A 26651-nucleotide genomic window follows, 5' to 3' on the forward strand; every position below is an offset into this window, starting at 1 on the left:
TGCGGTGGCTGTCGGCCGTAGGGCCTCAGTCCGTCGCGATGGCGTTCAGTACGTTCATCCGGCCGGCCCGGAACGCCGGGATCAGGGCGGCGAACAGGCCCACGAAGGCCGAGCCGATGAAGACGGCGGTGATCGTCGGCCAGGGGATCTCCAGGACCTTCAGGCCTTGCAGCGCGAGGAGCTTCTGGGCGGTCGCGCCCCAGCCCATGCCGAGGCCGAGGCCCAGCAGGGCGCCGAAGACGGCGATCACCACGGACTCCAGGCGGATCATGCGGCGCAGTTGGCGGCGGGAGAGGCCGATCGCCCGCATCAGGCCGATCTCGCGGGTGCGCTCGACCACGGACAGGGCCAGCGTGTTCACCACACCGAGGACCGCGACGATGATCGCGAGGGCCAGGAGGCCGTAGATCATGTTCAGCAGCTGGCCGATCTGGTCCTTCAGCGCCTTCTTGTAGTCGGTCTGGTCCCGTACGGTCAGCTCCGGGTGGTCGTCGTGCAGGGCCGCCTTCAGCGCCTTGTAGGCGGCCGCCTGCCGGCCGTTCTCGGCGGTGGCGAAGACCAGCGCGTCGAGCGGCATGTTGTCGGCAGGCACGTACTTGGCGAGCGTGGCGAGGGACGTGTACTTGGCGCCCTGGTCGATCACCTCGTCGCTGCTGGTGATCGCGCGGACCGTCAGGTGGGCGGTGGAGCCCTCCTTGAAGGCGACGGTGATCTTCGAGCCGACGTGGATGTCGTGCGCCTTGGCGAACTTCTCGTGGACGGACATCGAGTCGGGCAGGTAGGCGTCCTTGAGGTTCCCGGCGACCGTCTTCTTGTGCAGGTCGGTCGCGTACGTCGGGTCGGCCGCCGTGATGTCGGTGTCCTTGAGCGTCTGGCCGTCCGGGGTGGTGAAGTCGGCCAGGGCCGGCCGGTACTCGGTGACCCGCTCGAGACCCGGGGTCTCCTTGATCGCCTTGACCGCCTGCGGTGCGACGAGGCCGTTCTGCGGGTTGTCCGGCTGGATGATGAAGTCCGTACCGACCGTCTTGTCGAGCTGGTCGGTGGCGGAGGCCACCATGGAGGAGCCGACCACCGACAGGCAGGCCACCAGGGCCAGGCCGATCATCAGGGCCGCGCCGGTGGCGCCGGTGCGGCGCGGGTTGCGCAGCGCGTTGCGCTCCGCCATCCGGCCGACGGGGCCGAAGATCCGCAGCATGACAGCGCCGAGGACGCGGACCAGGCCGCCGACGAGGAGCGGGCCGATGACGACGAACCCGATCAGCGTGAGGACGACGCCGAGGCCCAACCAGGACGAGCCGGCCTTGGCCTTGTCGGCGGTGCCGGCCGCGTAGAGGCTCGCGACGCCGGCGCCGGTGAGGACCAGGCCGATCGCGGCGCGTACGACGCCTGCCTTGGCGTCGGCCGGGGCGTGCGCGTCACGCAGGGCAGCCATCGGGGAGACCTTGCCGGCGCGCCGGGCGGGCAGGTAGGCGGCCAGGACGGTGACGACGACACCGAGGAGCAGGCCGGTCACCGGGGTCGTCCAGGCGACCGTCAGGTCATCCGTGGACAGGTGCATACCGATATTGCCCATGAGTTTCATCAGGCCGACCGCGATGCCGATGCCCGCGCCGACGCCGAGGGCGGAGCCGATCACGCCGAGCAGCAGCGCCTCGATGAGCACGGACCGGTTGACCTGGCGGCGGGAGGAGCCGATGGCTCGCATCAGGCCGATCTCCCGGGTGCGCTGGGCGACCAGCATCGAGAAGGTGTTGATGATCAGGAAGATGCCGACCAGGAAGGCGATCCCGGCGAAGCCGAGCATCGCGTACTTCATGACGTTCAGGACGCTCTCGACGTCCTTCTGGTTGGCGTCGGCGACCTCCTTGGCGGTCTGCACCTTGTAGCGGTGGCCGAGCGCGGCGGTCACGTTCTGCTTCAGCCGCGCGTCGGTGACGCCCTTGGCGGCGGTGACGTTGACGTTGGTGTACACGCCGGTCCGGCCGACCAGGTTCTGCTGGGCGGTCTTCGTGTCCAGGTAGAAGATCGCCGCGCCGGGGTTGGTGACGGTGAAGGTGGCGATGCCGGACACGCGCGCGTGGTGCGTGCCGAGGACGTTGATCATGCCGATGTCGTCGCCGAGCCTGAGGTGGTGCTTGTCGGCGGTGTCCGCGTCGACCATGACCTGGTCGGGGCCCTTGGGCGCCGTGCCGGAGGTGATCTTCATGGTGCGGGCGTCGTTGCCGTTCCAGCTGCCGACGATGGTGGGCGCGCCGCTGCTGGGCGACAGCTTGTCCTTGTCGGCGTCGACCACGGTCACCGTGGTGGAGAACACCGTGCCCTCGGCCGCCTTGACGCCCTGGGCCCTGCGGATCTCGCCGAGCACGGAGGCAGGCATGACCGGCGGCTTGCCGGTGCGGGAGGTGGTCTGGCCGGTGTCGGAGGAGCTCTTGGCGGTGACCGTCACGTCCGACGAGGTCGCCTGGAACAGGTTGTCGAAGGTGGTGTTCATCGTGTCGGTGAACACCAGGGTGCCGCAGACGAAGGCGACCGACAGCAGCACCGCGATCGCCGACAGCGCCATGCGGCCCTTGTGCGCGAAGAAGTTGCGCATCGAGGTCTTCAGGACGGTCATGACGTACGCCCCCGGGCGTCGAAGTCCTTCATGCGGTCCAGGACCTGATCGGCCGTCGGCTGGTACATCTCGTCAACGATCCTGCCGTCCGCGAGGTAGAGCACGCGGTCCGCGTAGGAGGCGGCGACCGGGTCATGGGTGACCATCACGATGGTCTGGCCCAGCTCGTCCACCGAGCGGCGCAGGAAGCCCAGAACCTCCGCCCCCGCGCGCGAGTCGAGGTTTCCGGTCGGCTCGTCACCGAAGATGATCTCCGGGCGGGCGGCGAGCGCACGGGCCACGGCGACACGCTGCTGCTGGCCGCCGGAGAGCTGGGTGGGCCGGTGCTTGAGCCGTCCGGCAAGCCCGACGGTCTCCACGACCCGGTCCAGCCACCCCTGGTCCGGCTTGCGGCCCGCGATGTCCATGGGCAGCGTGATGTTCTCGAGCGCGTTGAGCGTCGGCAGCAGGTTGAAGGCCTGGAAGATGAACCCGATCCGGTCCCGGCGCAGCTGGGTGAGCTTCTTGTCCTTCAGGCCGGTTATCTCGGTCTCGTCCAGGTAGATCTGCCCGCTGCTCACGGTGTCGAGGCCGGCGAGGCAGTGCATCAGGGTGGACTTGCCGGACCCCGAGGGGCCCATGATCGCGGTGAACTGGCCCCGGGCGATGTCCACGTCCACGTGGTCCAGGGCGACGACACGGGTCTCGCCGGACCCGTACGCCTTGACGACCTGCCGCGCCCGCGCGGCAACGGCCGTCCGCCCTCCAGTTCCCCCGTGCCTGGTAGTGCTCACAGCCGATGTCACGGTATGTCTCCTAAATCGGTTGGCAGGTGTGTCGTCGCGCCCCGGTGTGCCGGAGCGTCATCCTGGGTACGGCGTCGAGTCTCGCGTACGGCGGGCATGCCCCGCGCTGGTGCGAAGCCCCCTCTTGTGCGGGGGAAAACCCCACCCCCGCCGGTTCGGTCAACCGCCCCCCGACGGCGTAAAGCCAGATTAAGGACGGCACCCGGCCCGTCTCCTCCTCCGGCGGTACGAACCCTCCCCAGGTCGTAGTACGGAGATACCCCTAGGGGTGGTCCACCGCCGGGTGGAGTCGTTCTCAGGGTCGGCTCCACCCTCCGGCCCAGAAAGCCTCCACCCTCCCGTCGCGTCAGGGTCAAGTCGCGCGGGCCGTGGGAAGCTGTCGTACCGGAGATAGGTGCAGGGGGCACGGGAGGGGGATCCGGTGGGGAGTACGACACCCGCGATACGCGACGGCGCCACGACGGGGCAGCGCACCGACAGGAGGGGCGCGGTCGTCGCCGCGCTGATGCTGTCGATGGCGCTGGCCGCGCTGGACGCCACGATCGTGTCCACCGCCGTACCGCAGATCGTCGGCGATCTCGGCGGGTTCTCCGTCTTCTCCTGGCTGTTCTCCGGCTATCTGCTGGCCGTCACCGTCACCCTGCCCGTCTACGGCAAGCTGTCCGACACCTTCGGCCGCAAGCCGGTCCTGGTCGCGGGCGCCGCCGTGTTCCTGCTGGGCTCGCTGCTGTGCGCCGGCGCGTGGAACATGGGGGCGCTGATCGCGTTCCGGATCGTGCAGGGGCTGGGCGGCGGCGCGTTGCAGGGGACGGTGCAGACGCTGGCCGCCGACCTGTACCCGCTGGCGGAGCGCCCGAAGATCCAGGCCAGGCTGTCCACGGTGTGGGCGGTGTCGGCGGTGGCCGGGCCGGGTCTGGGCGGGGTACTGGCCGCGTACGCCGACTGGCGCTGGATCTTCCTCGTCAACCTGCCGATCGGGGCGGCCGCGTTGTGGCTGATCGTCCGTCATCTGCACGAGCCCGAGCGGGAGAAGGCCGCACGCGCGCGCGTGGACTGGGCGGGTGCGCTCGCGGTGTTCGCGTGCGGCGGGGTGCTGCTGACCGCGCTGGTGCAGGGTGGGGTGGCCTGGGCGTGGCTGTCGCCGCCCTCGCTCGCGCTGTTCGGTGCGGGGTTCGCCCTGGTGGGCGTGGTGGTGTGGGTGGAGCGGCAGGCGGCGGAGCCGATCATCCCTGGGTGGGTGTGGCGGCGCCGGACGATCGCGGCCGTAAATCTGGCGTTCGGCGCGCTGGGGCTGCTGATGGTGGCGCCGTCGGTGTTCCTGCCGACGTACGCCCAGTCGGTGCTCGGACTCGGTCCGGCTGCCGCCGGTCTCGTGCTGTGTGTGTGGACGCTGACCTGGTCGGGTTCGGCGGCGCTCAGTCAGCACGTGTACCGGCGCATCGGCTTCCGCGACACCGCGCTGCTCGGCATCGGCATGGGCGCGCTGGTCCTGCTCGCGTTCCCCTTCCTGCCGTATCCGGGGTCCTGGTGGCAGCCGATGCTGCTGATGCTGGCGCTGGGCGCCGTACTGGGGCTGTTCCAGCTGCCGCTGATCATCGGGGTGCAGTCGACGGTGGGCTGGTCGGAGCGGGGGACGACCACCGCGTCGGTGCTGTTCTGCCGGCAGACCGGGCAGACCTTGGGCGCCTCCCTGTTCGGCGCCGTCGCCAACGGGGTGCTGGCGGCCAGGCTGGGCGGGGCGGGCGACCTGGAGTCCGTCACGCGCGCGTGGGACGGCGGCAGGGCCCCGGAGACGACGCGACGGGCGATCGCCTCGGCGGTGCACGCGGTGTACTTCGGCGCGGCCGGGGCCGCGGCGCTGGCCTTCCTGGTGCTGCTGGTGGTGGCGCCGCGGAAGTTCCCGGTGCGACAGGAGTAGCCGCACGGGAAGCGGCCCCCTTCCCGACTCACCCGGTTAACGCGGGTAACACCCGAGGTCAGGCCCGTTTTCGCACAGTAAGCGCATACCGACCGTCCAGTTTGGTGAAAACCTCCCGCGCCCCCGAACCGGCGAGTAACGTGCATGACTCCGCTTTCCCCCACCCCCCACCTCCCTGCGGTCCGCCGCCACGGACCCGAGCCACGCAAGGAGCCCCGGGATGTCCTACGACCCGCCGCACCCTCCGTCGTACCTCACCTACCCCTGGCAGCCCCCGCCCCCCGAACCGCCCCGCCCACGCCGCACTCCGCCCCGCGAACCTCTCGGCCACCACAGCGACCTGCGCATCCTGCGCGGCGCCTACCGCTGGCAGCGACGCACCGCCGCTCTCACCGCGCTCGGCTACTTCACGCTGTTCCTCGTCCTGTCCGCGTTCGCACCGGACGTCATGACGAGGACGGTCGTCGACGGCATCCCGGCCGGCCTGCTGCTCGCCCTCCTCCAACTCCCCGTCACCTGGCTGGCGATCGCCCTGTACGAGCACACCGCGCGCCGCCATGTCGACCCGCTCGCGGACCGCATCCGCAAGGAGGCCGAACTGGACGCACGGCGAGGAGCCGCCCGATGACCGCCGACGCCGCCCCGGACCTCTCCGGCTTCACCGGCTTCAGCAGCTCCGCACAGGCCATGTCGCTGGTCGCCTTCTCCGCCGTCGCCACCCTCACGCTGCTGCTGTGCGTGATGGCCGGCCCGGACCGCGACGACCTCGACGAGTTCTACACCGGCTACGGCTCCCTGTCCCCGCTGCGCAACGGCCTGGCCATAGCGGGCGACTACATCTCCGCCGCCACCGTCCTGGGCACCAGCGGGGTGATCGCCCTGTGCGGCTACGACGGTGTCGTGCTCGCCCTCAGCACGGCGCTGTCGCTGATGCTGCTGATGTTCCTGCTGGCCGAACCGCTGCGCAACGCGGGCCGGTTCACCATGGGTGACGCGCTGGCCCGCCGGATGCCGGGCCGCTGTGTGCGGATCACCGCCTGTGCGGTGACGATCGCCTCGCTGCTGCCGATGATGCTGGTCCAACTCGCCGGCACCGGACAGCTGATGGCGTTCATCCTCGGCTTCTCGAACGAGTCGCTGAAGACCGGCTGCGTCGTCGGACTCGGCGCACTGATGATCAGTTACGCGGCGATCGGCGGCATGAAGGGCACCGCCCTCATCCAGATCCTGAAGATCGTGATGCTGGTCGGATCGGGCGCCGTGGTCGCCGTGCTGATCCTGCGCCGCTTCGACTGGGACCCGGGCGCCCTGTTCGACGCCGCGGCACGGCAGAGCGGGGCCGGTCCGGCCTTCCTGCACTCCGGGCTCGAGTTCGCCGGGCACCGGGGCGCCCGCCTGGACATGATCACCTCGGAACTGACCATCGTCCTCGGCGGCGCCTGCCTGCCGCACATCACCATGCGCATGTACACCGCCTCCAGCGCCCGCCAGGTGCGCCGCTCACTGTCCTGGGCGGTGTCGATCGTGGCGCTGTTCGTGCTGGTCATCACGGTGATCGGGTTCGGTGCCACGGCCCTCGTCGGCCGCGGCGCGATCGCGGCGGCCGACCCGCAGGGCAACACGGCCTACCTGCTGGGCTCGCGGGCGGCGTTCGGCGCCGGCGTGTCGACGGCGGAGACCTTCCTGTTCACCATGGTCACCACGGCGATCTTCCTGACCCTGCTCGCCTCGGTGGCCGGGATGATCCTCGCCTGCGCCAACTCCCTCGCCCACGACGTGTTCGCCGCCCGGGTCCAGGAGATGCCGGCCCGCAGGGAGATGACCCTGGCCCGGCTGTCCGCGCTCGCCATAGGTGTCCCGACGATCCTGCTGGCCACCCTGGTGCAGACGTACAGCCTGCAGCCCCTGGTCACCCTCTCCTTCTGCCTGGGCGCCTCCGCCCTGGCACCCGCCCTGGTGTACGGCCTTTTCTGGCGCCGCTACACCCGGAGCGGGCTGATGGGCACGCTGCTCGGGGGCTCGCTGACCGTCATGCTGCTCATGCCGGGCACCAACCTCGTCTCCGGCTCGCCCGTCTCGGCCTTCCCGCACGCCGACTTCAACTGGTTCCCGTTCACGACGACCGGGATCGTCTCCATCCCGGCCGGCTTCTTCTTCGGCTGGCTGGGCACGGTCGTCTCGGGCCGCCGGAAGGCGGAGGAACAGCGGCGCCAGTACGAGGCCGTGGAGGGATGGATCCTCGCCGGGGCGGTACGCAGAGGCGGTTGACGACGTCCGCGCGGGGGGGCGCTAGTCCAGGGTCGCTCTGCCCGTCAGCGAGATGAGGCTGCTGCGCACGTAGTCCATGTGCGCCTGGACGTCGTCCCAGGTCTCGCTGTGCTCGCGCAGCACCCGCTCGGTGTCCAGGGCGATGCGCTCCTCGCGCGCGTGTGCCTCGGCGACGACGTCCGCGGCCCGCACGCACGCCTCCTCCTGACAGCGGCGCGCGAACTCCTCGGCCTCACCGAGGGCGCGTTCCGCCTCGGACAGGGCGGCCTCGGCGCGGGTGATCCGCTCGGCGTCGTCGGCCTCGAGCGCGGCCGCCCGCTCGGCGTCCTCGCGTTCCGCGGCCTCCCACCGCTCGGCGTGCTCCCGGGACTGCTCGGTGAGCATGCCGGTGGTCCGCTGCCGTACCTCCCGCAGCGCGGCGAGCGCCTCCCCGCGCGCTTCCTTCACTTCGAGCCGGGCGCCGACGCGCAGGTCGTCGGCCTCCGCGCGCGCCGCGAGAAGACACTGACGGGCGCGTTCATCGGCGTCCGCGCGGAGCGCGTCCGCCGCTTCCTGCGTCTCCTGGCACAGGCCGAGGGCTTCTGCTTCGGCCTGCGCGACCTGCTCGTGCGCTTCGCGCCGCGCGCGGTCGCGGACGTCCGCCCCCTCCTGCAACGCGAGCTGGTAGAGGCGCTGCGCCTGCTCCCCGAGGGTCTCGTAGGTCTGGGGAGCGAGCTGCGCGACCACCTCGCGCAGCCGCGCGACCTCCGCGCCCATGTCCTTGGCGAGCACGGTCAGCCGCGCGGCGCGCTCCCACGCGGCGTCCCGGTCCAGCGACAGCGCCTCCATGAACGCGTCGACCTGATCGGGGCGGTAGGCGCGCCCCCGGACGGTCGGGAAGCCGTGCGGCGTCATCGATGCGCTGCTCACCCTGGGAACCCCTCTCCACCGGACATACACGACAGGACGATGTGGCGCACATCTTGATGGATCGGACGTAAGTGTGCATAACGCGACACTCCGCAGACATGTCACGGTCGAAATCTCGCGGCATGTCGCACTTCTCGATCCGCGTCGCTGTCCGGAACGCGAGTGGGGCGGCTGAAGCACGTCCTCCTCCAGGGTGACGATCATGCTGCGGACGGGCGCGAACTGCTGGAGGTGCGCCGCTTCGGCGGCGGTCGCGCTTCCCTCGGGTGAGGCGAACGCGGCGCGCAGATCGTCCAGCGAGTCCCACTCCGGTGCCGCGAACAGGTAGTACGGCTCACCGCCGCGTACCGGGGCGAGGTCGCGGCCGACCATGTAGCGGCGCAGGCCGGGCTCATGGGAAGAGGCCCTCTCAGGGGTGCTACGGAAGAGCAGCCTCAGGGACGCTACGGCGCGGGCGGCGCGACGCGGCCAGCACGCGCGGGTCGGCGAACACCACGTTGCGCGCGACCCGGCCGCCGGTGACCGTCAGAACCTGCACGGTGTGCAGGACGTGGCCGCCCCCGGGGCGCCGGCACGTACGCCGCGAACGCCGGTTGCCCGTTGGCCGCCACCCGCCGCACACGCCAGCCCGTGCCGCGCAGCGCGAACACCCGCTCCATGAACCGGCCGTAGTCCCGGCAGCCCCGGTACCACAGCGGCACCGGCGGCATCTGCAGGACCACGTCCTCGGTGAGCAGCCGGACGAGCGCCGGCACATCGGCGGCCTCGAAGGCGCGCACATAGCGCTGCACCACCGCACGCACCTCCGGATCGTCCGGCTCGGTGACCTCACCCGCCCCACCGGCGCCCACGACCGCAGCGCGCGCCCGCTGCAGCGCGCTGTTCACGGCGGCCACGGACGTCTCCAGCCGGCCCGCGACCTCGGCGGCGGAGAACTCCAGCACCTCGCGCAGCACCAGGACGGCCCGCTGCCGGGGCGGCAGCAGCTGCAGCGCGGCCACCAGCGCGAGCCTGAGATCCGCGCGCGCCTCCACGTCGAACCGGGCCTCGGGGAACGGCTCCAGCCACGGGATGTCGAACGCCGGCGTGAGCGGCGCACCCGGATCCTCGCTCGGTGCCCCGCGCCCCGACGGCAGCGGGCGGCGGCCGCGACCCTCGAGGGCGGTCAGGCAGGCGTTGGTCGCGATCCGGTACAGCCAGGTCCGCACCGAGGCGCGCGCGAGGTCGTACCGGTCCCGGGCCTACCAGGCCCGCAGCATCGTCTCCTGCGTGACGTCCTCGGCCTCGTGGAACGAGCCGAGCATGCGGTACCAGTACGCCACCAGCTCACCCCGGAACGGCTCCAAGTCCACCCGCCCATCATGCCCTTCACGCGCGCGCGTGAAGGGCATGATGCGCTCGGACTCCTCAGCCGCGGACTACAGCAGCCCGTCCCACATCTGCTCCAGCAGCACCGACCACCAGCTCTCCGGCGAACCGAGCGCCGCCGGGTCCAGCGAGGCCAGCTGGGACTGGAAGTCGACGGTCCAGCGGCCCGCCTGCTCCTGGTTCAGCCCGAACCTGAGCCGCCACATCCGGCCCAGCAGCGCCAGGCAGCGCGCGAACTCCGGCAGCCCGCTGTTCACGAACTGGGGCGGCACCGGCGCACCGCCCGGGCCCGCCTCCACGGGCACCGCGACGATGTTCGCCGTCCCGTACTGCACACAGATCGCCCGGCCGAAGTCCGTGCCCATCACCAGGTACGAGCCCGCGTCCGAAGCCGGCTGCACCCCGCGCTCGGCCGCCAGCTCCGCCAGCGTCGGCACCGGACGGCCCGGCTGGGCCTGCGCCCAGAAGAACGGGGCCACGTCCGCCGGCAGGCCGGCCACCACCAGCGTGTGCGCCACGATCGGCGGCACACCCTGCCGCGACACCGCCTGCTGCTCGAACCGGAAGACCCCCGGCCCGAACGCCGCCGCCAGCTCCTGCGCGATGCCCTCCGGCGGGACGGGCTGCACAGCCTGCACCGGCGGCAGCGGCGCCCGCACCGGCGCCGGCCGCGCGGGACCGTCCGCCACCTGGTGCAGCTCGCCCTGGTGCGCCAGCAACTGCTGCATGCCCTGCTGCCGACTCGCGTGATCCGTGCCGTACGGCGCGATGCTCGTGATCCGCGCCTGCGGCCACTGCTCCCGGATCATCCGCGCGCAGTACGCACCAGGCAGCTCGCACGACTCCAGCTCCGTGTGCAGCTCCAGCACCTGGTCCGGCGGCACGTTCATCGCCCGCAGCTCATGGAAGATCTGCCACTCCGGGTGCGGCGTACCCGGCGCCGAACGCCGGATCAGCTGCTGCTCCGAACCGTCCTGCGCGCGGTAGCGCAGCACGGCCTGATAGCCCGGGCCCACCGTCGGCTGCCCCTGCTGCGGGTAGCCGTACGCCGGAGGCTGCCCCGGCACGGGCCCACCCGGCGGCGGCATCGCGCCCGGCGGCATCGGCTGCGGGGCACCCGGGACGCCGGGCGGCATGCCGGGAGCACCCGGCGCGCCGAGTGCGCCGGGGGCGGGCGGCGGCGGAGGCGCGCCCGGGCCGCCCACGGGAGGCGCGGCCAGCACGGTCTCCGCATGGTGCACGGCACCACGCCCGCCTCCGGAAGCCCCTGAGGCGCCGGGCATGCCCGGGGCACCCGGGGGCTGGGGTGCGCCAGGGGCGCCGGGGGGTTGCGGTGGGCCGGGGACCTGAGGCATGCCCGGGGCGCCCGGTGCCGCGGGAGCGCCGGGCGAGTGCGGCATGCCCGGGACGCCCGGAGGCTGCGGCGCGCCCGGAGGCTGTGGCGCGCCTCCTCCCATCTGATTCGGGTCGGCCAGCATCGTGGCCGCGTGGTGCACGTTGCCCGGAGGCCTGCCACCGGGAACGCCCGGCGCACCAGGCGGGTTGGGGGCGCCGGGCCCACCGGGAGCTCCCGGAGCGCCCTGCACCTCAGGCCCCTCGGGCCCGAGCGCCGACACCAGCTGCGTCGGCACGTACCCACCCGCAGGCGCGCCCGGAGCACCGGGCGCGGGCGGCGGAGGCGCGCTCCCCGGGTGGGCGCCCGGCATACCCGGAACACCGGGAGCGCCCGGCGGCGGAGGCGGCGCACCCGGTCCACCGCGAGCCTTGCGCGGCGGCGGCGCGGCCTTGCTCGTCGCGGCGTCCGCGATGTCCCCGGCATGCGGCGCGAGCGGACGCCCGGGGGCACCAGGGCCGACCGGAGGCTGCGGCGCGTTCGGGACGGCACCCGGCGCCTGCGGATACCCGTACCCGGGAACACCCTGCGGACCACCGGGAGCACCAGGCGCGCCCGGGCCCTGCGGGTAGCCGTACTGCGGGGCGCCCGGAGGCGGCGGCGGAGGCGTGCTGCCCTGCGGAACGCCCGGCGCACCAGGCGCGACCGGGGGCGCGGGCGGCGTGCCCGGCGCCGCCGGGGAGTAGGCGGGCGCACCCGACGGGGGCGTGCCCTGCGCCGCCGGACCCTGCGGATAGCCGTACGACGGCGCACCCGGAGGCGGCGGAGGCGTGCTGTGCTGCGGCGCACCCGGCACACCAGGAGCAGCGGGCGCCCCGGGCACACCAGGCACGCCAGGCGCCTGCGCCATGCCAGGCGCTCCCGGTGCCTGCGCGAAGCCGGGCGCCCCCGGAGCACCGCCCGGAGCGGACGCACCGCCCTGCGCTCCCGGCGGGAAGTTCTGCGCTCCGGGCGCGTCCGAACCGTCGAGCGCCGGCGCGACCGCCGTCGGCGGCAGCTGGCTGCCCCCCGACATCAGCGCCGTCTTCGCGTCCGGCGCCACCGCCGGCGGCCGCGGAGCCTCGACGTCCGCATCGCTCAACGGCGGCGCGAACACCGTCGCGGGCAACGGCACCGAACGGTCCTCACCCGCATCCGCGTTGGTGTCCGTACCGGCCCACGGCGTAGCCCCGTCAGGCACCTCCGCCGCACCCGGCGCCCCGCCGGGCACACCCGCACCCGGCGCACCCGCACCGGCCACAGCCCCGGCAGCCGGCCACGACGCACCGCTCCCGAACCCACCGGCCGTACCCACACCGTCGGTTCCGGCCCGCGCGTCAGCAGCCGCAGGCACCCCGGCCTGCGTCTCGGCAAGCGCACCGCCCCCGACGGAACCCCCACCCACAGAACCGGACCCGGCACCGGAGCCGGCCGCGGCCGCGGCGCCCGCGTCCTGCGCCGACCCCGCCCGGCGATCCGGAATCCCCAGCTTGTCCGCCGCCTCCTGCAACCACTCCGGCGGACTCAACAGGAACGACGTCTGGTTCAGGTCCACCCGGGCAGCCGCCGGCGCCGGCACCGCGTCCTCGACCTCGGCGCGGCCGTACTCCTCCTCGTACCGGCGGATCACCTCACCCACCGGCAACGCCGGCCACAGCGTCGCCTCGCCACTGTCCCGGGCGATCACCAACCGCTGCGCGCCCGCATCCGAACGCGGGCCCTCCGCACGGTCCTCGCCCCACACCACGAAGCCCAGCTCGAACTCCCGCACCCGCACCTCACGATGCTGGTACGCGGGAACATCACCGTTGATCCACTCCTCGGCGCGCTCCTGCGCCTGTGCGAACGTCACCATCGCGAAGCTCACTCCCCCACCGAAGAGACCGGAACGGCACGCGCGAAACCGCCGTCCACCATCAGGTTCGCCACCGTCTCCAACTCCGGCGGATTACCCGCCAGCCGCGACAGGAAGGCGTCGAAGTCGTCACCGCACAGCAGCAACAAGCGCTCCACCCGCTCCGCCGGGGACCACGACGGATCCACGTCCCGCGCATCGTCGTACGCGCAGAACCACACCGAACCGACCCGCTCGCCCTTCACCTTCACCGCGAGCAGGCCGCCCTGCACGAAACCGACGCCCAGGTAATCCTTCGTCAGATGGTCACGCAGGCACTTGTTGACGTACACCAGGTCATTGACCGCCGCCTCGTCCCGCACCGTGAAAAACGGCTGATCGAGCAACAGACCAAGCTCGGCGTCGAGCGCAGCACCCACCGGCGCGGCACCACCCGCCGCCTTCAGGAACGAACGGTAGGCACCCGGCAGGCGGTAGCCCAGGTCCTCCTCCACACCCTGAACCTGCGACTCCGTCACCGCCACACCCGACTTCGACAGCCCGAAGTGCGCCGGACGCGTCTCCTGCAACGGCCGCGTACCCCGCTTGCCCTGGTCCACCCGCGCCGTCGCCACACCACCGTGATGCCGCAGCAACGCCTTCACCTCGACCGGAACCAACTCCAGCCGCCGCGAACCCACCACGTGATGCCACGTCCAGCCGTGCGGCGTCGCCACCGCCGGCACCGTGTCCCACAACTCGTGCCCCGACGCCGCCAGAGCCGCGTTCGCCGACACATAGTCCGTCAGCCGCAACTCGTCGACGCCGAAACCCTCCGGCGGATCGGCGATCTCCGCCGCCGCGCGCGCGTACGACGAGAAATCCGGGTAACCGCGCTCGTCGATCCGTACCCCTCTCGGGTGACGTGCCGCCCGGACCGGATCCGGGAAGTGCACGACCTGCCCGGCGTAGGCCGCGTTCGGCGGCGCGGCTTGCTGCCCGAGCCGACCTGTCGTCATGGCGGTTGCCCCCTGCGGCGTTCTCTCTGGCCTGAACGGCGGTGTCGATCGCGGATGGCGACAGCCTATGCGGTACACGAACCCCGGTCACCGGCCCTCCACCCCACTGCTGCACTTCCCACCTCCCCTTTCGTGACCAGCCGTCACCCCGTCGTGACAGCCTGCCCAAACCCGGGCGTGTCGCGCCGCCCCAGCTTCCGCACCAGCCACGGCATTTGGCACTCTGTGTCCTTCGAGGGGATGCCCGGGGAGGGGAAGACGATCATGAATACCTTGCAGACCGGAGGTAACGACGTGCGGGCCGGCGACCCTCGCATCGGCTGGAGCGGCACCGACACACCCCCAGCCCCCACCCTCCAGCACCGCCGCGACGGCATCCTCCCCACCGTCGCCGCCGCCCTCTCCGTACGCGGCTCCACCCTCACCGGCACCGCCGCCCGCGGCGACCAGCCCCCGCCCCTCCACCCCCTCGTCCAGGACTTCCTCGACACCCTCACCAGCACCCAGCGCGACCGCTTCACCGGCCGCTGCGCCGAAACCATCCTCATCTCCCGGCACATCGCCGCCGCCGACGCCACCCGCAGCAAACGCGCCGCCCGCAAACCCATGACCAACGGCGAAGCCCGCAAAGTCCTCAGACAGGCCAAACTCACCGCCCGCCGCATACGCGAGGACGGCGACCCCCTGCACGGCAGCTTCGCCACCCCCTGCCGCGCCTGCACCGCCCTCAGCGCCCACTTCGGCGTCCGCATCGTCGACCCGACCACCACCGCCGACTGACACCCCGGCCCGCCCCGGCACCGACCAGCACCACCCAGCCAGCACGAGCCAGCACGACGATCGAAGGGCCGATGCACCCCGACCGCACCTCGTCCACCCGCTTCCCCGTACCCGTCGACGCCGCCCTGCGCGCCGCCGGCTGGCAACCCGGACGCTGGGACATAAAGCAGGCGGAGATCTGGGCCGACACCCTGCGCGAGCACACCTCACCCGCCGGACACCGGCACACCGTCTTCCCCGCCGCCGTCGAAGCCTGGGCCGAATTCGGCGGACTCCACATCAAACCCGGCGGCCCCGGCCGCCAGGTCGCCCCCGCCACCCTCCACCTCGACCCGCTGCACGGCCTCCACCACGCCCGCACCCTCGGCGACCTCGGCCGCGCCCTCGGCACCGAAGTCAGCCCCCTCGGCGAGGAAGCCGACACCACGGCCCTCCTCGCCATCGACAGCGAAGGACGCGTCTACACCCTCGACCACACCGGCGACTGGTACCTCGGCCCCGACATCGACCACGCCCTGTCCACCCTCATCGCCGGCACAGAACCCGTACGCCTCACCGTCGCCTGACCCACCGCGCACCTCGGGCTACACCGCCGGAATCACCGCCGACACCCGGAAACCCCCCGCATCCGTCGGCCCCGAGACAAACACACCCCCCAGCGCGACGACCCGCTCCCGCATCCCCACCAGGCCATTGCCACCCGACGGCAACCGCGCCGCCGACGCCGACCCGGGCTCCGGCGGCTCGTTCTCCACCTGCATCGCGATCTCCGCCCCCCGATGCGCCAGCCGCACATACGTCTTCGCGCCCGCCGCATGCTTGTGGACGTTCGTCAACGCCTCCTGCACCACCCGGTACGCCGTCTGCTCGACCTCCGCCGCATACACCCGCACCTCCCCCTCGACCGAGAGATCCACCACCATCCCGGCCGCCGCCGACTGCCCGACCAGCTCCTCCAGCTCCTCCAGACACGGCCCGTCCCCGACCGCCTCCTCGGCAACCACCTTCGACACCGCCTCCGCGGCCGCCACCCCCACCGCGGCCAACGGCACCGACGCCGTACGCCGCTCCACACCGTCACCGGCCCGCAGCACCCCGAGCATCTCCCGCAACTCGGTCAACGCCTGCCGCCCCATGTCCCCCACCAGCGCCGCGTTCCTCACGGCCTTCTCGGGATCCTTCCGCGCAACCGCCTGCAACGCCGCCGCATGCACCACCATCAGACTCACCCGATGCGCGACCACGTCATGCATCTCCCGAGCGATCCGCGTCCGCTCCTCGCTACGCGCCCACTCGGCCCGCTCCTCCGCCCGCTCCGCGAGCAACTGAAGCTCCCGCTCCAGACTGTCCGCCCGCTCCCGCAGGCTCTCCATCAACCGGCGGCGCGCCCCCACGTACAACCCGAGCAGCACCGGTGGAGCCGTCAGCCCCAGAGACGTCGTGATCGAAGCGAACGGCACGAACCAGTCACCCAGGGTCACATCACCCCGCGCCATGTCCTGCCGCACCCGCACGAACGTCACGATCATCGTGCCCAGCAACGACATCCCCGCCAGCGCCACGATGATCCGCCGCGGCAACTCGCACGCCGCCAGCGTGTACAGGCCGACGATGCCCATCAGGAAACCCATCTGGGCCGGCGTGATCGCGATCGCGACCAGCACCACGGCGATCGGCCACTTCCTGCGGACCAGCAGAACCGAACCGGCGATCAAGCCGAAAACGATCCCCACCGAAACCGGGATCCCCGCATCCCGCGCGAACGGAATCCCCTCCGCGCCGCACTCCACGGCGGACACCAGCGCGAGACTCCCGTCGAGCACCGCACTGCGCCGCCTGGTCCACCACCATGGGCCGGTCAGGGCCCCGGCATGCTCTTCCCCCGTCGCGGTCATGCCTCCAGCCTACGGGCGCGGGCAACGGCATTTCCGGTGACTTTCGCCCACTGGCACAGACCACACCCGGTAATCGAATGGCCTCGAAACCCGCCGGTATCCCTCGAACTACTGAACGTCACCCGTTCACACCTGGAAGCGAACATTCCGCCCGGACGGTATGCGTATGACACATTCACCCGGCAAGGGCGGCAAGTACGAGGACTTCGAGGGGTTGCGGGAGCGAGCGGTCGCGTTGCGGCGGGAGGGGCTCAGCCGTCGACAGATCCGGGACCGACTGCACGTCGACAACAACGACATCCTCAACCGACTGCTGGAAGGTGAGCCGCCGCCCGAGTGGACGAAGCGGCCGAACGCCAAGGACGACCTCAGGGAGAAGGCACGGGAGCTACGGCTCCAGGGGTGGACGTACGACCAGATCCAGGTCGCGCTGGGGTGCTCGAAGAGTTCGATCTCGCTTTGGGTGCGGGATCTGCCGAAGCCGGAACGGCGGGACCCTTCGGCACAGGCGAAGCTGGCGGCCCAGAAGCGTTGGGAGCATGAGCTGGCCGTGCGCGACGAGGAACGGCGGAAGACCAAGGCAGCAGCCGCGAGTGAGATCGGCGCGATGACTGTCCGCGAGCTGTTCATGGCGGGCGTCGCCCTCTATTGGGCCGAGGGCGCCAAGGACAAGCCGTATGACAGGCGTGAGAACGTGCAGTTCGTCAACAGCGACCCCGGCGTGATCGGGATCTACCTTGCCTGGCTGGACCTACTCGGCGTAGAGCGCGAACGCCTCCGATATCGCGTCATGATCCACGCGACGGGTGACGTCGAGGGCGCCAAGCGCTACTGGGCCGACCTCGTCGGGGTCGACGCCTCCGCCTTCCAGCGGACGACCATCAAGAAGCACAACCCCAAGACGGTCCGCAAGAATGTGGGCGAGAACTACCGGGGCTGTCTCGTGATCAAGGTCTTGCAAGGCGCAGAACTCTATCGTCGCATCGAGGGCTGGTGGACGGGCATGGTGGATGCCGTCTCCGGGATCACGGCACCGCTCTCCTCAGGTAAGGTCTGACGCAGCCATCCGCCATGGGGTAACTGGTAGCCCGCGGGCCTTTGAAGCCCTGTAGTGCTGGTTCGAATCCAGCTGGCGGAGCTTCTTGGTTCGGGCCCTGACTGCACCGTCAGGGCCCGCTCTCATATCCCCCCAACCCCACCCCGGTATCCTTCGGCTGTCACCCACACCCATCCAGAGCCGAAGGGCAACCCCGTGAGCGCCATTCGCCCGGCAGCCGTCGTCGTTCTCGCAGCGGGTGAGGGCACCCGTATGAAGTCGGCCACACCGAAGGTCCTGCACCAGATCTGCGGCCGTTCCCTGGTGGGCCATGTGCTGGCCGCGGCCCGCGAGTTGGACCCCGCGAACCTGGTGGTCGTCGTGGGCCACGCCCGTGAGCAGGTCTCCGCGCACCTGACCGAGATCGACCCCGGCGTGCGGACGGCTGTGCAGGCGGAGCAGAACGGCACGGGGCACGCCGTACGCATGGGGCTCGAAGAGCTGGGCGGGGGTGTCGACGGGACCGTGGTGGTCGTGTGTGGGGACACCCCGTTGCTCACCGCCGACACGCTCCAGCAGCTCGCCGCGGCCCATCACGCGGACGGCAACGCCGTGACCGTGCTGACCGCCGAGGTCCCGGACTCGACCGGTTACGGGCGTATCGTCCGCGACGACGCGAGCGGTGCCGTGACCGCGATCGTGGAGCACAAGGACGCCACCGACGCCCAGCGGGCGATCCGGGAGATCAACAGCGGGGTGTTCGCCTTCGACGGGCAGTTGCTCGCGGCCGCGCTGAAGAAGGTGCGGACGAACAACAGTCAGGGTGAGGAGTACCTGACGGACGTGCTCGGGATTCTGCGGGAGGCGGGGCATCGGGTCGGGGCTTCCGTGGCTGCCGACCACCGCGAGATCGCCGGTATCAACAACCGTGTGCAGCTCGCCGAGGCCCGTCGGATTCTCAACGACCGGCTGCTGACTCGCGCGATGCTCGACGGTGTGACTGTCGTGGACCCGGCCACCACCTGGGTCGACGTGACCGTGACCTTCGAGCAGGACGCCGTCGTGCATCCGAACACGCAGCTGACCGGTTCGACGCACCTCGGTGAGGGTGCGGAGGTCGGGCCGAACAGCCGGCTGAAGGACACCCGGGTGGGTGCTGGGGCTCGTGTGGACAACACGGTCTCGGACGGTGCGCGGATCGGTGAGCAGGCGTCCGTGGGGCCGTACGCGTATCTGCGGCCGGGTACCCGTCTCGGTCTCAAGGCCAAGATCGGTACGTACGTGGAGACGAAGAACTCGTCGATCGGTGAGGGGACGAAGGTTCCGCATCTGTCGTACGTCGGTGATGCGACGATCGGTGACTTCTCGAACATCGGTGCCGCGAGTGTGTTCGTGAACTACGACGGTGAGAGCAAGCACCACACGACCGTCGGGTCGCACTGCAAGACGGGTTCGGACAACATGTTTGTGGCTCCTGTCACGGTCGGGGACGGTGCTTACACCGCCGCCGGGTCCGTGATCACGAAGGATGTGCCGCCCGGTTCGCTGGCCGTGGCCCGTGGTCAGCAGCGGAATATCGAGGGTTGGGTGGCCCGGAAGCGTCCTGGGAGTGCTGCTGCGAAGGCGGCCGAGGCCGCGACCCGGAAGGGCGAGGGCGAGGACTGACCGGAAACGGGTGCGCCAAACACGGCGTACCGTGATAAGTGCAGATCCGCACGAGTGCATACCCGCTGCTGAGACACCTCTGAGGAGATAGTGCTGTGACCGGGATCAAGACGACCGGCGAGAAGAAGTTGATGTTCTTCTCCGGCCGCGCCCACCCCGAGCTTGCCGAGGAGGTCGCCCAGCAGCTGGGTGTCGGGGTTGTCCCGACGAAGGCCTTCGACTTCGCCAATGGCGAGATCTACGTCCGTTACCAGGAGTCTGCTCGTGGTGCGGACTGCTTCCTGATCCAGAGCCACACGGCTCCGATCAACAAGTGGATCATGGAGCAGCTGATCATGATCGACGCGCTGAAGCGTGCGTCGGCGCGGTCCATCACGGTCATCGTGCCGTTCTACGGTTACGCGCGGCAGGACAAGAAGCACCGGGGTCGTGAACCGATCTCGGCGCGTCTGATCGCGGATCTGATGAAGACGGCCGGTGCCGACCGGATCCTGACGGTGGATCTGCACACGGACCAGATCCAGGGCTTCTTCGACGGGCCGGTGGACCACCTGTTCGCGCTTCCGCTGCTGGCGGACTACGTGGGCGAGAAGGTGGACCGGGACAAGCTGACGGTGGTGTCTCCGGACGCGGGTCGTGTGCGGGTGGCGGACCGTTGGTGCGACCGGCTGGGTGCGCCGCTGGCGATCGTGCACAAGCGGCGTGACAAGGACGTGGCGAACCAGGTGACCGTCCACGAGGTCGTGGGTGAGGTCAAGGGCCGGGTCTGTGTGCTGGTGGACGACATGATCGACACCGGTGGCACGATCTGTGCGGCTGCGGACGCGCTGTTCGCGCACGGTGCGGAGGACGTCATCGTGACGGCGACGCACGGTGTGCTGTCGGGTCCGGCGGCGGACCGGCTGAAGAACTCGCGGGTGAGTGAGTTCGTGTTCACGAACACGCTGCCGACGCCGGGGGAGCTGGGCCGGGACCTGGACAAGATCACGGTGCTGTCGATCGCTCCGACGATCGCGAGTGCGGTGCGTGAGGTGTTCGAGGACGGGTCTGTGACCAGCCTCTTCGACGAGCAGTGAGGTTTCTGCAGGCCCGCTCGGCGGGCTAGCTGAAGATCCTTTTGGGTGCGGCCTCCCTGCCGAGTAGACTGCTTCAGTTGCTCGGCGAGGGAGGCCGTACCTGTTCATACGGGTATCGGCGGTCCGTTATCGACGCGCTCTTCGTAGCAGGCCGTTCGTGGCCGGGTGACCCTGTCCGTTCGCGATTCCTACGAGGAGTGATCAATATGTCCGAGGTGAAGCTCGCCGCCGAGACGCGCACCGAGTTCGGCAAGGGTGCCGCCCGCCGTATCCGCCGTGAGAGCAAGGTTCCCGGTGTCCTGTACGGCCATGGCTCGGACCCGCTGCACCTGACCCTGCCGGGCCACGACCTGCTGCTGGCGCTGCGTACGCCGAACGTCCTGATCTCCCTGGACATCGACGGCAAGACCAACGAGCTGGCGATCCCGAAGGCCGTGCAGCGTGACCCGCTGAAGGGCTTCCTGGAGCACGTCGACCTGCTGCTGGTCAAGCGTGGCGAGAAGGTCACGGTCGAGGTTCCGGTCCACGCCGAGGGTGAGCTGGCCGCCGGCGGCAACCTGCTCGAGCACGTTCTGAACGCCCTGCCGGTCGAGGCCGAGGCCACCCACATCCCCGAGGCGCTGACCGTCTCCGTCGAGGGCCTGGAGGCCGGTGCCTCCGTCCACGCCAAGGACATCAAGCTGCCTTCCGGTGTGACCCTGGCCGTCGACGAGGACGCGGTCGTCCTGCAGGTCCTGCAGGCGCAGGTCGAGGAGGCCGTCGAGGGCGAGGCCACCGAGGGCGAAGAGGCTGCCGAGGCCTGATCGGCGGTTCGGCCGTAGCAGGGCCGGAACCTGTTTTCAGGGCGCCCGGCGCTGCAGGCTGTGCCCACCCGTTCCGTCCTACGGAACGATTGCCCACAGCGGTAGCTGTACGCTCCAGCCGCTGCTTCCCTTGGGGGAGCAGCGGCTGTTGCACGTGAGGAGACATGGACGTGACCACCCCCGCAAGTGCCCCCTGGCTCGTCGTCGGGCTGGGTAATCCTGGGCCGGAGTACGCCATGAACCGGCACAACGTCGGGTTCATGGTGGTGGATCTGCTCGCGGAGCGGATCGGCGGGAAGTTCAAGCGTGCGGGCAAGGCGCAGGCGCAGGTGCTGGAGGGGCGGATCGGTCCGATGGGGCCGGCGAACCGGCGGGTGATCCTGGCCAAGCCGATGTCGTTCATGAACCTGTCCGGCGGTCCGGTGAACGCGCTGCGGGACTTCTACAAGGTGCCGGTGGCGAACATCGTCGCGGTGCATGACGAGTTGGACATCGACCACGGCACGCTGCGGCTGAAGCTGGGCGGTGGCGACAACGGGCACAACGGTCTGAAGTCGATGACGAAGGCGATGGGGGCGGACTACCACCGGGTGCGGTTCGGGATCGGCCGGCCGCCGGGGCGGATGCAGGTGGCGGACTTCGTGCTGAAGGACTTCTCGTCGGCGGAGCGCAAGGAGCTGGACTACTTCGTGGACCGTGCGGCGGACGCGGTGGAGTGTCTGGTGATCGAGGGCCTGGAGCGGGCGCAGAGCGCGTACAACTCCTGACTTGTCCGGCCATGCCGTCCGCCGGAGTTGACCGGTCGTGGACGTATGGCCAATGATCCCGGCCATGCCTGCCACAGCCGCCACCGCTCGCCAGGCCTCCGTGACCGCGCTGCGGTTCGGGCGGGTCGCCGCTACGGGTGTGTTCGCCGCGCTGATCCTGTTCACCGGGGTGTGGGGTTCCTGGGGGACCGCGCAGCACGTGATGCTGACGAAGGGGCGCGAGCGCGGCACGATCAGGGTGACGAGCTGTACCGGGGACACGTGCCGGGGCCCGTTCACGCCGGTGTCCGAGGGGGCGCGGGCGCGGTCGAGCGTGGAGATCTCGCAGTCGGTCGCGGTGCGCAAGGGGCTGACGTACGCCGTGGTGGTGAAGCCGGGGACCGACGAGGTGGTGCGGTCGGGGCCGGCGGGGATCCTGTACGCCTGGATTCCGCTGGGCGGTGCGTTGCTGCTGGCGTCGGTGGTCGTGGCGGGCGGTATGCGGCTGACGCGGCCGGCGTGGGTGCTGGCGGGGTCGGGGATCGCGCTGCTGACGGGTGCCTTTCTCGTGACCCTCTGATTTCGTGATGCGCTGATTTCATGATGCGCCGACTTCGTGATGCGCTGATTTCGTGACCCGCTGAGGGGTTGGGGCGTTCTTCACGTGTGTGGGAGGCCTGTGTGTTGCCTGTTCGTGATTGACGGGCCGCCGGGCGGGACCGGAAGCTGAACCGCCCCCTCCACATCTTCCCCGTTCGCCACTCGAAGATGGATCACCCCATGCGTACCCTCATCCGCGCCGGCGCGCTGTCCGCCGGTGTCGCGGCGGCGCTCGTGTGCGCCCCAGCCGCCCAGGCGAGTGCCCCCGGTGACAACGGCACCGTCAAGATCCATGACGCTCGGACCGGCGAGGAACTGCGCCGCAACGAGCCGCACGTGTGCACCTTCTACCTGGACGCCTTCGGTTTCGACGGGGTGCAGCAGGTGGACTGGCACATCGAGGCCTGGGCGCCGACGGCCGCGTCGAAGGGGGCCACGGTGAAGTCGGGCGCCCTCACGCTGGACGCGGACGGTCACGGCCGTAGCGAGGACCTGTCGCTGCCGGACGGTCACTACAAGCTGTTCTGGAACTTCGAGGGCGAGAAGGGCGCGGCCAAGCACAAGGTGTTCTGGACGGACTGCGCCGGCTCGCAGGGCGGCGGGGGCGGTGCGGTGCCCCCGTCCGGTTCGGCCTCGCCGTCGGCGTCCGGTGCGGCGGCCGGCGGGTCCGCGTCCCCGTCCGGAAGCCCGTCGCAGGGCTCGTCGTCGGCTCCGTCGTCCCCGTCGTCCGCGCCGTCCGCCCAGGGAGGCGGCGGTGGCCTGGCCGAGACCGGCAACGGTGCCCCGGTGGGCCTGCTGTCGGCCGTCGCTGCCGCGCTGGTCGGTGCGGGCGGTTGGCTGGTGGCCCGGCGGCGCAGGGCCGGGCAGGGCTGAGGCGGCTGGACGCACGGGTGCCCCCGAGGTCGTACGGACATCGGGGGCACCTTTGTCGTGCGGTGGCGGTCAGCCGGTGTTGCGCAGGCCCGCTGCCACGCCGTTGACGGTGAGGAGCAGGGCGCGGGAGAGCAGCGGGTCGGGTTCGGCGCCGGCGGCCGCGGCGTCGCGCTGGCGCCTGAGCAGGGTGACCTGGAGGTAGGAGATCGGGTCCAGGTAGGCGTCGCGGATGGTGAAGGTCTGCCGGAGGGCGGGCTGGGCGTCGAGGAGTTCCTTCTCGCCGGTGACGCGCAGTACCTCGCGGACGGTCAGCTCGTGTTCGGCCTTGATGGTGTCGAAGACGTGCTTGAGCTCGTCGGGGACGAGGGTGTCGACGTAGTGCTGGGCGATCCGCAGGTCCGTCTTGGCGAGGGTCATCTCGACGTTGGACATGAAGTTGCGGAAGAAGTGCCACTGCTCGTGCATCTCGTCGAGCACGGTGTCCAGGCCCGCCTCGCGCAGGGCCTTGAGGCCCGAGCCGACGCCGAACCAGCCGGGAACGATCTGCCGGGACTGGGTCCAGCCGAACACCCACGGGATGGCGCGCAGTCCGTCGAGTCCGGCGCCGGAGTCGGGGCGGCGCGAGGGCCGGGAGCCGAGGTGGAGGTCGGCGAGCTGGTCGACGGGGGTGGAGGCGAAGAAGTACGCGGGCAGGTCGGGGTCCTCGACGAGCCTGCGGTAGGCGGCGTGGGCGGCGTCGGACACGACGTCCATGGCCGCGTCCCAGCGGGCGAGGGCCTCGTCGGACTGGCGGGGGGCGGTGTGCAGGGCGGAGGCCTGCAGGGTGGCCGCGACCGTCAGTTCGAGGTTCTCCCGGGCCAGGGACGGGATGAGGTACTTGTCGGAGATGACCTCGCCCTGCTCGGTGACCTTGATCTCGCCCTCCAGGGTGCCCCAGGGCTGGGCGAGGATGGCGTCGTGGGAGGGGCCGCCGCCGCGGCCGACGGTGCCGCCGCGGCCGTGGAACAGCCTCAGCCGCACCCCGTACCGGTGCGCGACGTCACGCAGGCGCCGCTGCGCCCGGTGGATCTCCCACTGGCTGGTGGTGATGCCGCCGAACTTGGAGGAGTCGGAGTAGCCCAGCATGACCTCCTGGACGTCGCCGCGCAGCGCGACCAGGCGCCGGTAGGACGGGTCGGAGAGCATGTCCTCGAGGATGGTGTCGGCGGCACGCAACTCGTCGGTGGTCTCCAGGAGCGGGACGATGCCGATCTTCGCCCAACCGGCGTGCAGGTCGAGGAGGCCGGCCTCGCGGGCGAGGACGGCGGCGGCGAAGACGTCGTCTGCGCCCTGGCACATGGAGATGATGTAGGACTCGATGACCTCGGGGCCGAAGACCTCGAGGGCGCGCTTGACGGTCTCGAAGACGCCGAGGGTCTTGGCGCCGGCCGCGTCGACGGGGGCCGGGCTCGGGGCCAGCGGCCTCCGGGAGCGCAGCTCCTTGGCGAGGAGCTTGGCCCGGTAGTCGCGGGGCATGTCGGCGTAGCGCCAGGACTCCTCGCCGAGGCGGTCGAAGAGCTGGCCGAGGGCGTGGTGGTGGGCGTCCGCGTGTTCGCGTACGTCCATGGTGGCGAGCTGGAGGCCGAAGGCGGCCAGGGTGCGGATGGTGCGGCTCATGCGGCCGTCGGCGAACAGCGCGCCGCGGTGCTCGCGCAGGGAGGTCTGGATGAGCCGGAGGTCGGTCAGCAGTTCGCCGGTGCCGAGGTAGTCGCGGCCCGCCTCGTGCGGGGTGCCCTTGGCGAGGCGCTGCTTGGTGTTCTCCAGCTTCTGCCGGACGCAGGTGGCCTTGAGCCGGTAGGGCTCCTCGGCGTTGAGGCGCTTGTAGCGGGGGCTGATCTCGGGCAGCCGCTCCAGGTCGGCCTGGAGGGACTCCAGGAGTTCCTCGGTGGCGCCGGCGTAGCGGATGGAGTTGGAGAGCAGGCCGCGCAGCTCGTCGATCATCTCCAGGGCGTCGTTGATGCCGTGCTCGTGCTGGAGGATGAGGACGTCCCAGGTGACCTGGGGGGTGACGTTGGGGTTGCCGTCGCGGTCGCCGCCGATCCAGGTGCCGAAGGTGAGGGGGCGGGTGTCGTCGGGGAGCTTGACCCCGACGCGCTCCAGTTCGGCGGTGAGGTCCTCGAGGACGTCGCCGACGGCGTCGGCGTGCAGCTCGTCGAGGTAGTAGATGGCGTTGCGGGCCTCGTCGGCGGGCTCGGGGCGCACCACGCGCAGTTCGTCGGTCTGCCAGACGAGGTCGATGTTCTCGGCGAGGCGGACGTCGTGGCGGCGGCGGTCGGAGTCGAGGACGGGGGTGTCCAGGAGCGCGGCGATGCGCCGGAGCTTGTTGAGGACCGAACGGCGCGCGGCCTCGGTGGGGTGTGCCGTGAACACCGGGCGAACGTTGAGGTGCTCGACGCTCTGCCTGATGTGCTCGGGGTCGGCGTCCTTGAGGCGGTCGGCGGTGCGGGCGAGGAGGCCGCCCTCGGCGGCGCGGCGGGCGCGCAGCTCGCGGCCGCGGTGCACCTGCTCGGTGACGTTGGCCAGGTGGAAATAGGTGGAGAAGGCGCGGACCAGCTTGGCGGCGGTCTGCAGTTCGGTGCCGCGCAGCAGCTCGGCGGCGGCCTCGCCGTCCTCGCGGGTCAGGCGGCGGACCTTTTCGACCAGGTCGAGGAGTTCGGGGCCTTCCTGCCGTACGAGGGTCTCGCCCAGGAGGTCACCCATCCGCCTGATGTCGGCGCGCAGCTCGGTGCTGGTCGTGATGGTCTGGTCGTCGGCACTGCTCACAGGTGCGGCTCCTTGCAGTGTTGAAGCTCGTCTGGGAGGGAACCCGGGGCACCGTGCACCACGCGGCGAGGGTGCCGCATACGGGCCGGAACGTCCGGGAAGGAATCAGAGCGGACCGCGCTGTCCGACCGAGTCCAAGGATAGGTGTCGATGCGGACGCGCAGGCTCTCGGGCTCTTGCCGCGGCTCGGCACGCTGCCATACTTACGTCGCCGTAGGTTACGGAACCGTAGGGAAGTACCGCTGGAGTCCCGTTCGGTCCGGTCGGCCCGGCGCCCTGTCCCGACCC

At 71.1% G+C, this 26651-nt stretch carries 20 protein-coding genes, 1 tRNA gene and 1 pseudogene; 13 read left to right on the forward strand and 9 right to left on the reverse strand.

The features are described 5' to 3' along the window. Nucleotides 1-25 precede the first annotated feature (25 nt). Together ACIF83_RS16245 and ACIF83_RS16250 are read right to left on the reverse strand one after the other, a co-directional pair. Entirely contained in the window at nt 26-2614 is a 2589-nt protein-coding gene (locus ACIF83_RS16245) for an ABC transporter permease (protein ID WP_399727325.1), read from the reverse strand. After that, nucleotides 2611-3399, reverse strand: coding sequence for an ABC transporter ATP-binding protein (locus tag ACIF83_RS16250; RefSeq protein WP_393471598.1), 789 nt, complete (start codon nt 3397-3399; stop codon nt 2611-2613). The genes ACIF83_RS16245 and ACIF83_RS16250 overlap by 4 nt, the downstream gene beginning before the upstream one ends. Before the next feature lie 421 nt (nt 3400-3820). On the opposite strand from ACIF83_RS16250, the gene ACIF83_RS16255 reads away from it, so the two are divergent. The 3 genes from ACIF83_RS16255 (at nt 3821) to ACIF83_RS16265 (ending at nt 7585) form a co-directional block, all read left to right on the forward strand. Next, nucleotides 3821-5317, forward strand: a complete 1497-nt coding sequence (locus ACIF83_RS16255) for an MFS transporter (protein ID WP_399727328.1) — start codon at nt 3821-3823, stop codon at nt 5315-5317. A 220-nt stretch (nt 5318-5537) separates the two neighbouring features. Further along, nucleotides 5538-5945, forward strand: a complete 408-nt coding sequence (locus ACIF83_RS16260; RefSeq protein WP_389175951.1) for a DUF485 domain-containing protein — start codon at nt 5538-5540, stop codon at nt 5943-5945. Beyond that, nucleotides 5942-7585: a cation acetate symporter gene (locus tag ACIF83_RS16265; protein ID WP_399727331.1), complete on the forward strand. Its 1644-nt coding sequence runs from the start codon at nt 5942-5944 to the stop codon at nt 7583-7585. Before ACIF83_RS16260 ends, ACIF83_RS16265 begins: the two co-directional genes overlap by 4 nt. Before the next feature lie 21 nt (nt 7586-7606). On the opposite strand, the gene ACIF83_RS16270 is transcribed toward ACIF83_RS16265, so the two are convergent. The 5 genes and pseudogenes from ACIF83_RS16270 to ACIF83_RS16290 all read right to left on the reverse strand — a co-directional run bounded on the left by ACIF83_RS16270 (nt 7607) and on the right by ACIF83_RS16290 (nt 14087). Continuing rightward, nucleotides 7607-8494, reverse strand: coding sequence for a cellulose-binding protein (locus tag ACIF83_RS16270; protein ID WP_399727334.1), 888 nt, complete (start codon nt 8492-8494; stop codon nt 7607-7609). 443 nt (nt 8495-8937) lie between these two features. Continuing rightward, nucleotides 8938-9702 (reverse strand): RNA polymerase subunit sigma-70, encoded by a 765-nt coding sequence (locus ACIF83_RS16275; RefSeq protein ID WP_399727967.1) that lies wholly within the window; start codon nt 9700-9702, stop codon nt 8938-8940. Then, a pseudogene (locus ACIF83_RS16280) lies at nt 9697-9885 on the reverse strand (sigma factor); the annotation flags it as partial. The gene ACIF83_RS16275 and the pseudogene ACIF83_RS16280, both read right to left, overlap by 6 nt. A gap of 27 nt (nt 9886-9912) precedes the next feature. Continuing rightward, the gene (locus ACIF83_RS16285; protein ID WP_399727337.1) at nt 9913-13089 is read right to left on the reverse strand and encodes an SUKH-4 family immunity protein; all 3177 of its coding nucleotides are present in this window, start codon (nt 13087-13089) and stop codon (nt 9913-9915) included. Between the two features lie 8 nt (nt 13090-13097). After that, entirely contained in the window at nt 13098-14087 is a 990-nt protein-coding gene (locus ACIF83_RS16290) for an SMI1/KNR4 family protein (RefSeq protein ID WP_398139414.1), read from the reverse strand. Nucleotides 14088-14351: 264 nt separating this feature from the next. Here ACIF83_RS16290 and ACIF83_RS16295 point away from each other — a divergent pair, with 264 nt between their 5' ends. Then, a complete protein-coding gene (locus tag ACIF83_RS16295) occupies nt 14352-14867 on the forward strand; it encodes a YwqJ-related putative deaminase (RefSeq protein ID WP_393471617.1) in 516 nt (171 codons plus the stop codon). A gap of 71 nt (nt 14868-14938) precedes the next feature. Beyond that, complete coding sequence (locus tag ACIF83_RS16300) at nt 14939-15433, forward strand: SUKH-3 domain-containing protein (RefSeq protein ID WP_393471620.1); 495 nt, start codon at nt 14939-14941, stop codon at nt 15431-15433. An 18-nt stretch (nt 15434-15451) separates the two neighbouring features. Here the strand turns inward: ACIF83_RS16300 and ACIF83_RS16305 are convergent, their stop codons facing one another. Further along, nucleotides 15452-16762 (reverse strand): sensor histidine kinase, encoded by a 1311-nt coding sequence (locus ACIF83_RS16305; RefSeq protein ID WP_399727342.1) that lies wholly within the window; start codon nt 16760-16762, stop codon nt 15452-15454. 166 nt (nt 16763-16928) lie between these two features. Here ACIF83_RS16305 and ACIF83_RS16310 point away from each other — a divergent pair, with 166 nt between their 5' ends. The 8 genes from ACIF83_RS16310 (at nt 16929) to ACIF83_RS16345 (ending at nt 23561) form a co-directional block, all read left to right on the forward strand. Next, a complete protein-coding gene (locus tag ACIF83_RS16310; RefSeq protein ID WP_399727345.1) occupies nt 16929-17819 on the forward strand; it encodes a hypothetical protein in 891 nt (296 codons plus the stop codon). 8 nt (nt 17820-17827) lie between these two features. After that, nucleotides 17828-17900, forward strand: a tRNA-Gln gene (locus ACIF83_RS16315). 114 nt (nt 17901-18014) lie between these two features. After that, nucleotides 18015-19463 (forward strand): bifunctional UDP-N-acetylglucosamine diphosphorylase/glucosamine-1-phosphate N-acetyltransferase GlmU, encoded by a 1449-nt coding sequence (gene glmU, locus ACIF83_RS16320; RefSeq protein WP_393471628.1) that lies wholly within the window; start codon nt 18015-18017, stop codon nt 19461-19463. A 95-nt stretch (nt 19464-19558) separates the two neighbouring features. Further along, nucleotides 19559-20539 carry a ribose-phosphate diphosphokinase gene (locus ACIF83_RS16325; RefSeq protein ID WP_393471631.1) on the forward strand — a complete coding sequence of 327 codons (981 nt, stop codon included), beginning with the start codon at nt 19559-19561 and terminating at the stop codon, nt 20537-20539. 206 nt (nt 20540-20745) lie between these two features. Next, on the forward strand, nt 20746-21342 hold the full coding sequence (locus tag ACIF83_RS16330; RefSeq protein WP_393471634.1) for a 50S ribosomal protein L25/general stress protein Ctc: 597 nt from the start codon (nt 20746-20748) through the stop codon (nt 21340-21342). A 164-nt stretch (nt 21343-21506) separates the two neighbouring features. Beyond that, nucleotides 21507-22109: an aminoacyl-tRNA hydrolase gene (pth, locus tag ACIF83_RS16335; protein WP_393471637.1), complete on the forward strand. Its 603-nt coding sequence runs from the start codon at nt 21507-21509 to the stop codon at nt 22107-22109. Nucleotides 22110-22161: 52 nt separating this feature from the next. Beyond that, nucleotides 22162-22668, forward strand: a complete 507-nt coding sequence (locus tag ACIF83_RS16340; RefSeq protein ID WP_393472687.1) for a hypothetical protein — start codon at nt 22162-22164, stop codon at nt 22666-22668. A 200-nt stretch (nt 22669-22868) separates the two neighbouring features. After that, complete coding sequence (locus ACIF83_RS16345) at nt 22869-23561, forward strand: LPXTG cell wall anchor domain-containing protein (RefSeq protein WP_393471639.1); 693 nt, start codon at nt 22869-22871, stop codon at nt 23559-23561. A 69-nt stretch (nt 23562-23630) separates the two neighbouring features. Here ACIF83_RS16345 and ppc read toward each other — a convergent pair whose 3' ends face one another. Beyond that, a complete protein-coding gene (ppc, locus tag ACIF83_RS16350) occupies nt 23631-26363 on the reverse strand; it encodes a phosphoenolpyruvate carboxylase (RefSeq protein ID WP_393471642.1) in 2733 nt (910 codons plus the stop codon). Nucleotides 26364-26651 lie beyond the last annotated feature (288 nt).

This window comes from Streptomyces sp. NPDC085866 (genome assembly GCF_044541035.1).
Taxonomy (GTDB): domain Bacteria; phylum Actinomycetota; class Actinomycetes; order Streptomycetales; family Streptomycetaceae; genus Streptomyces.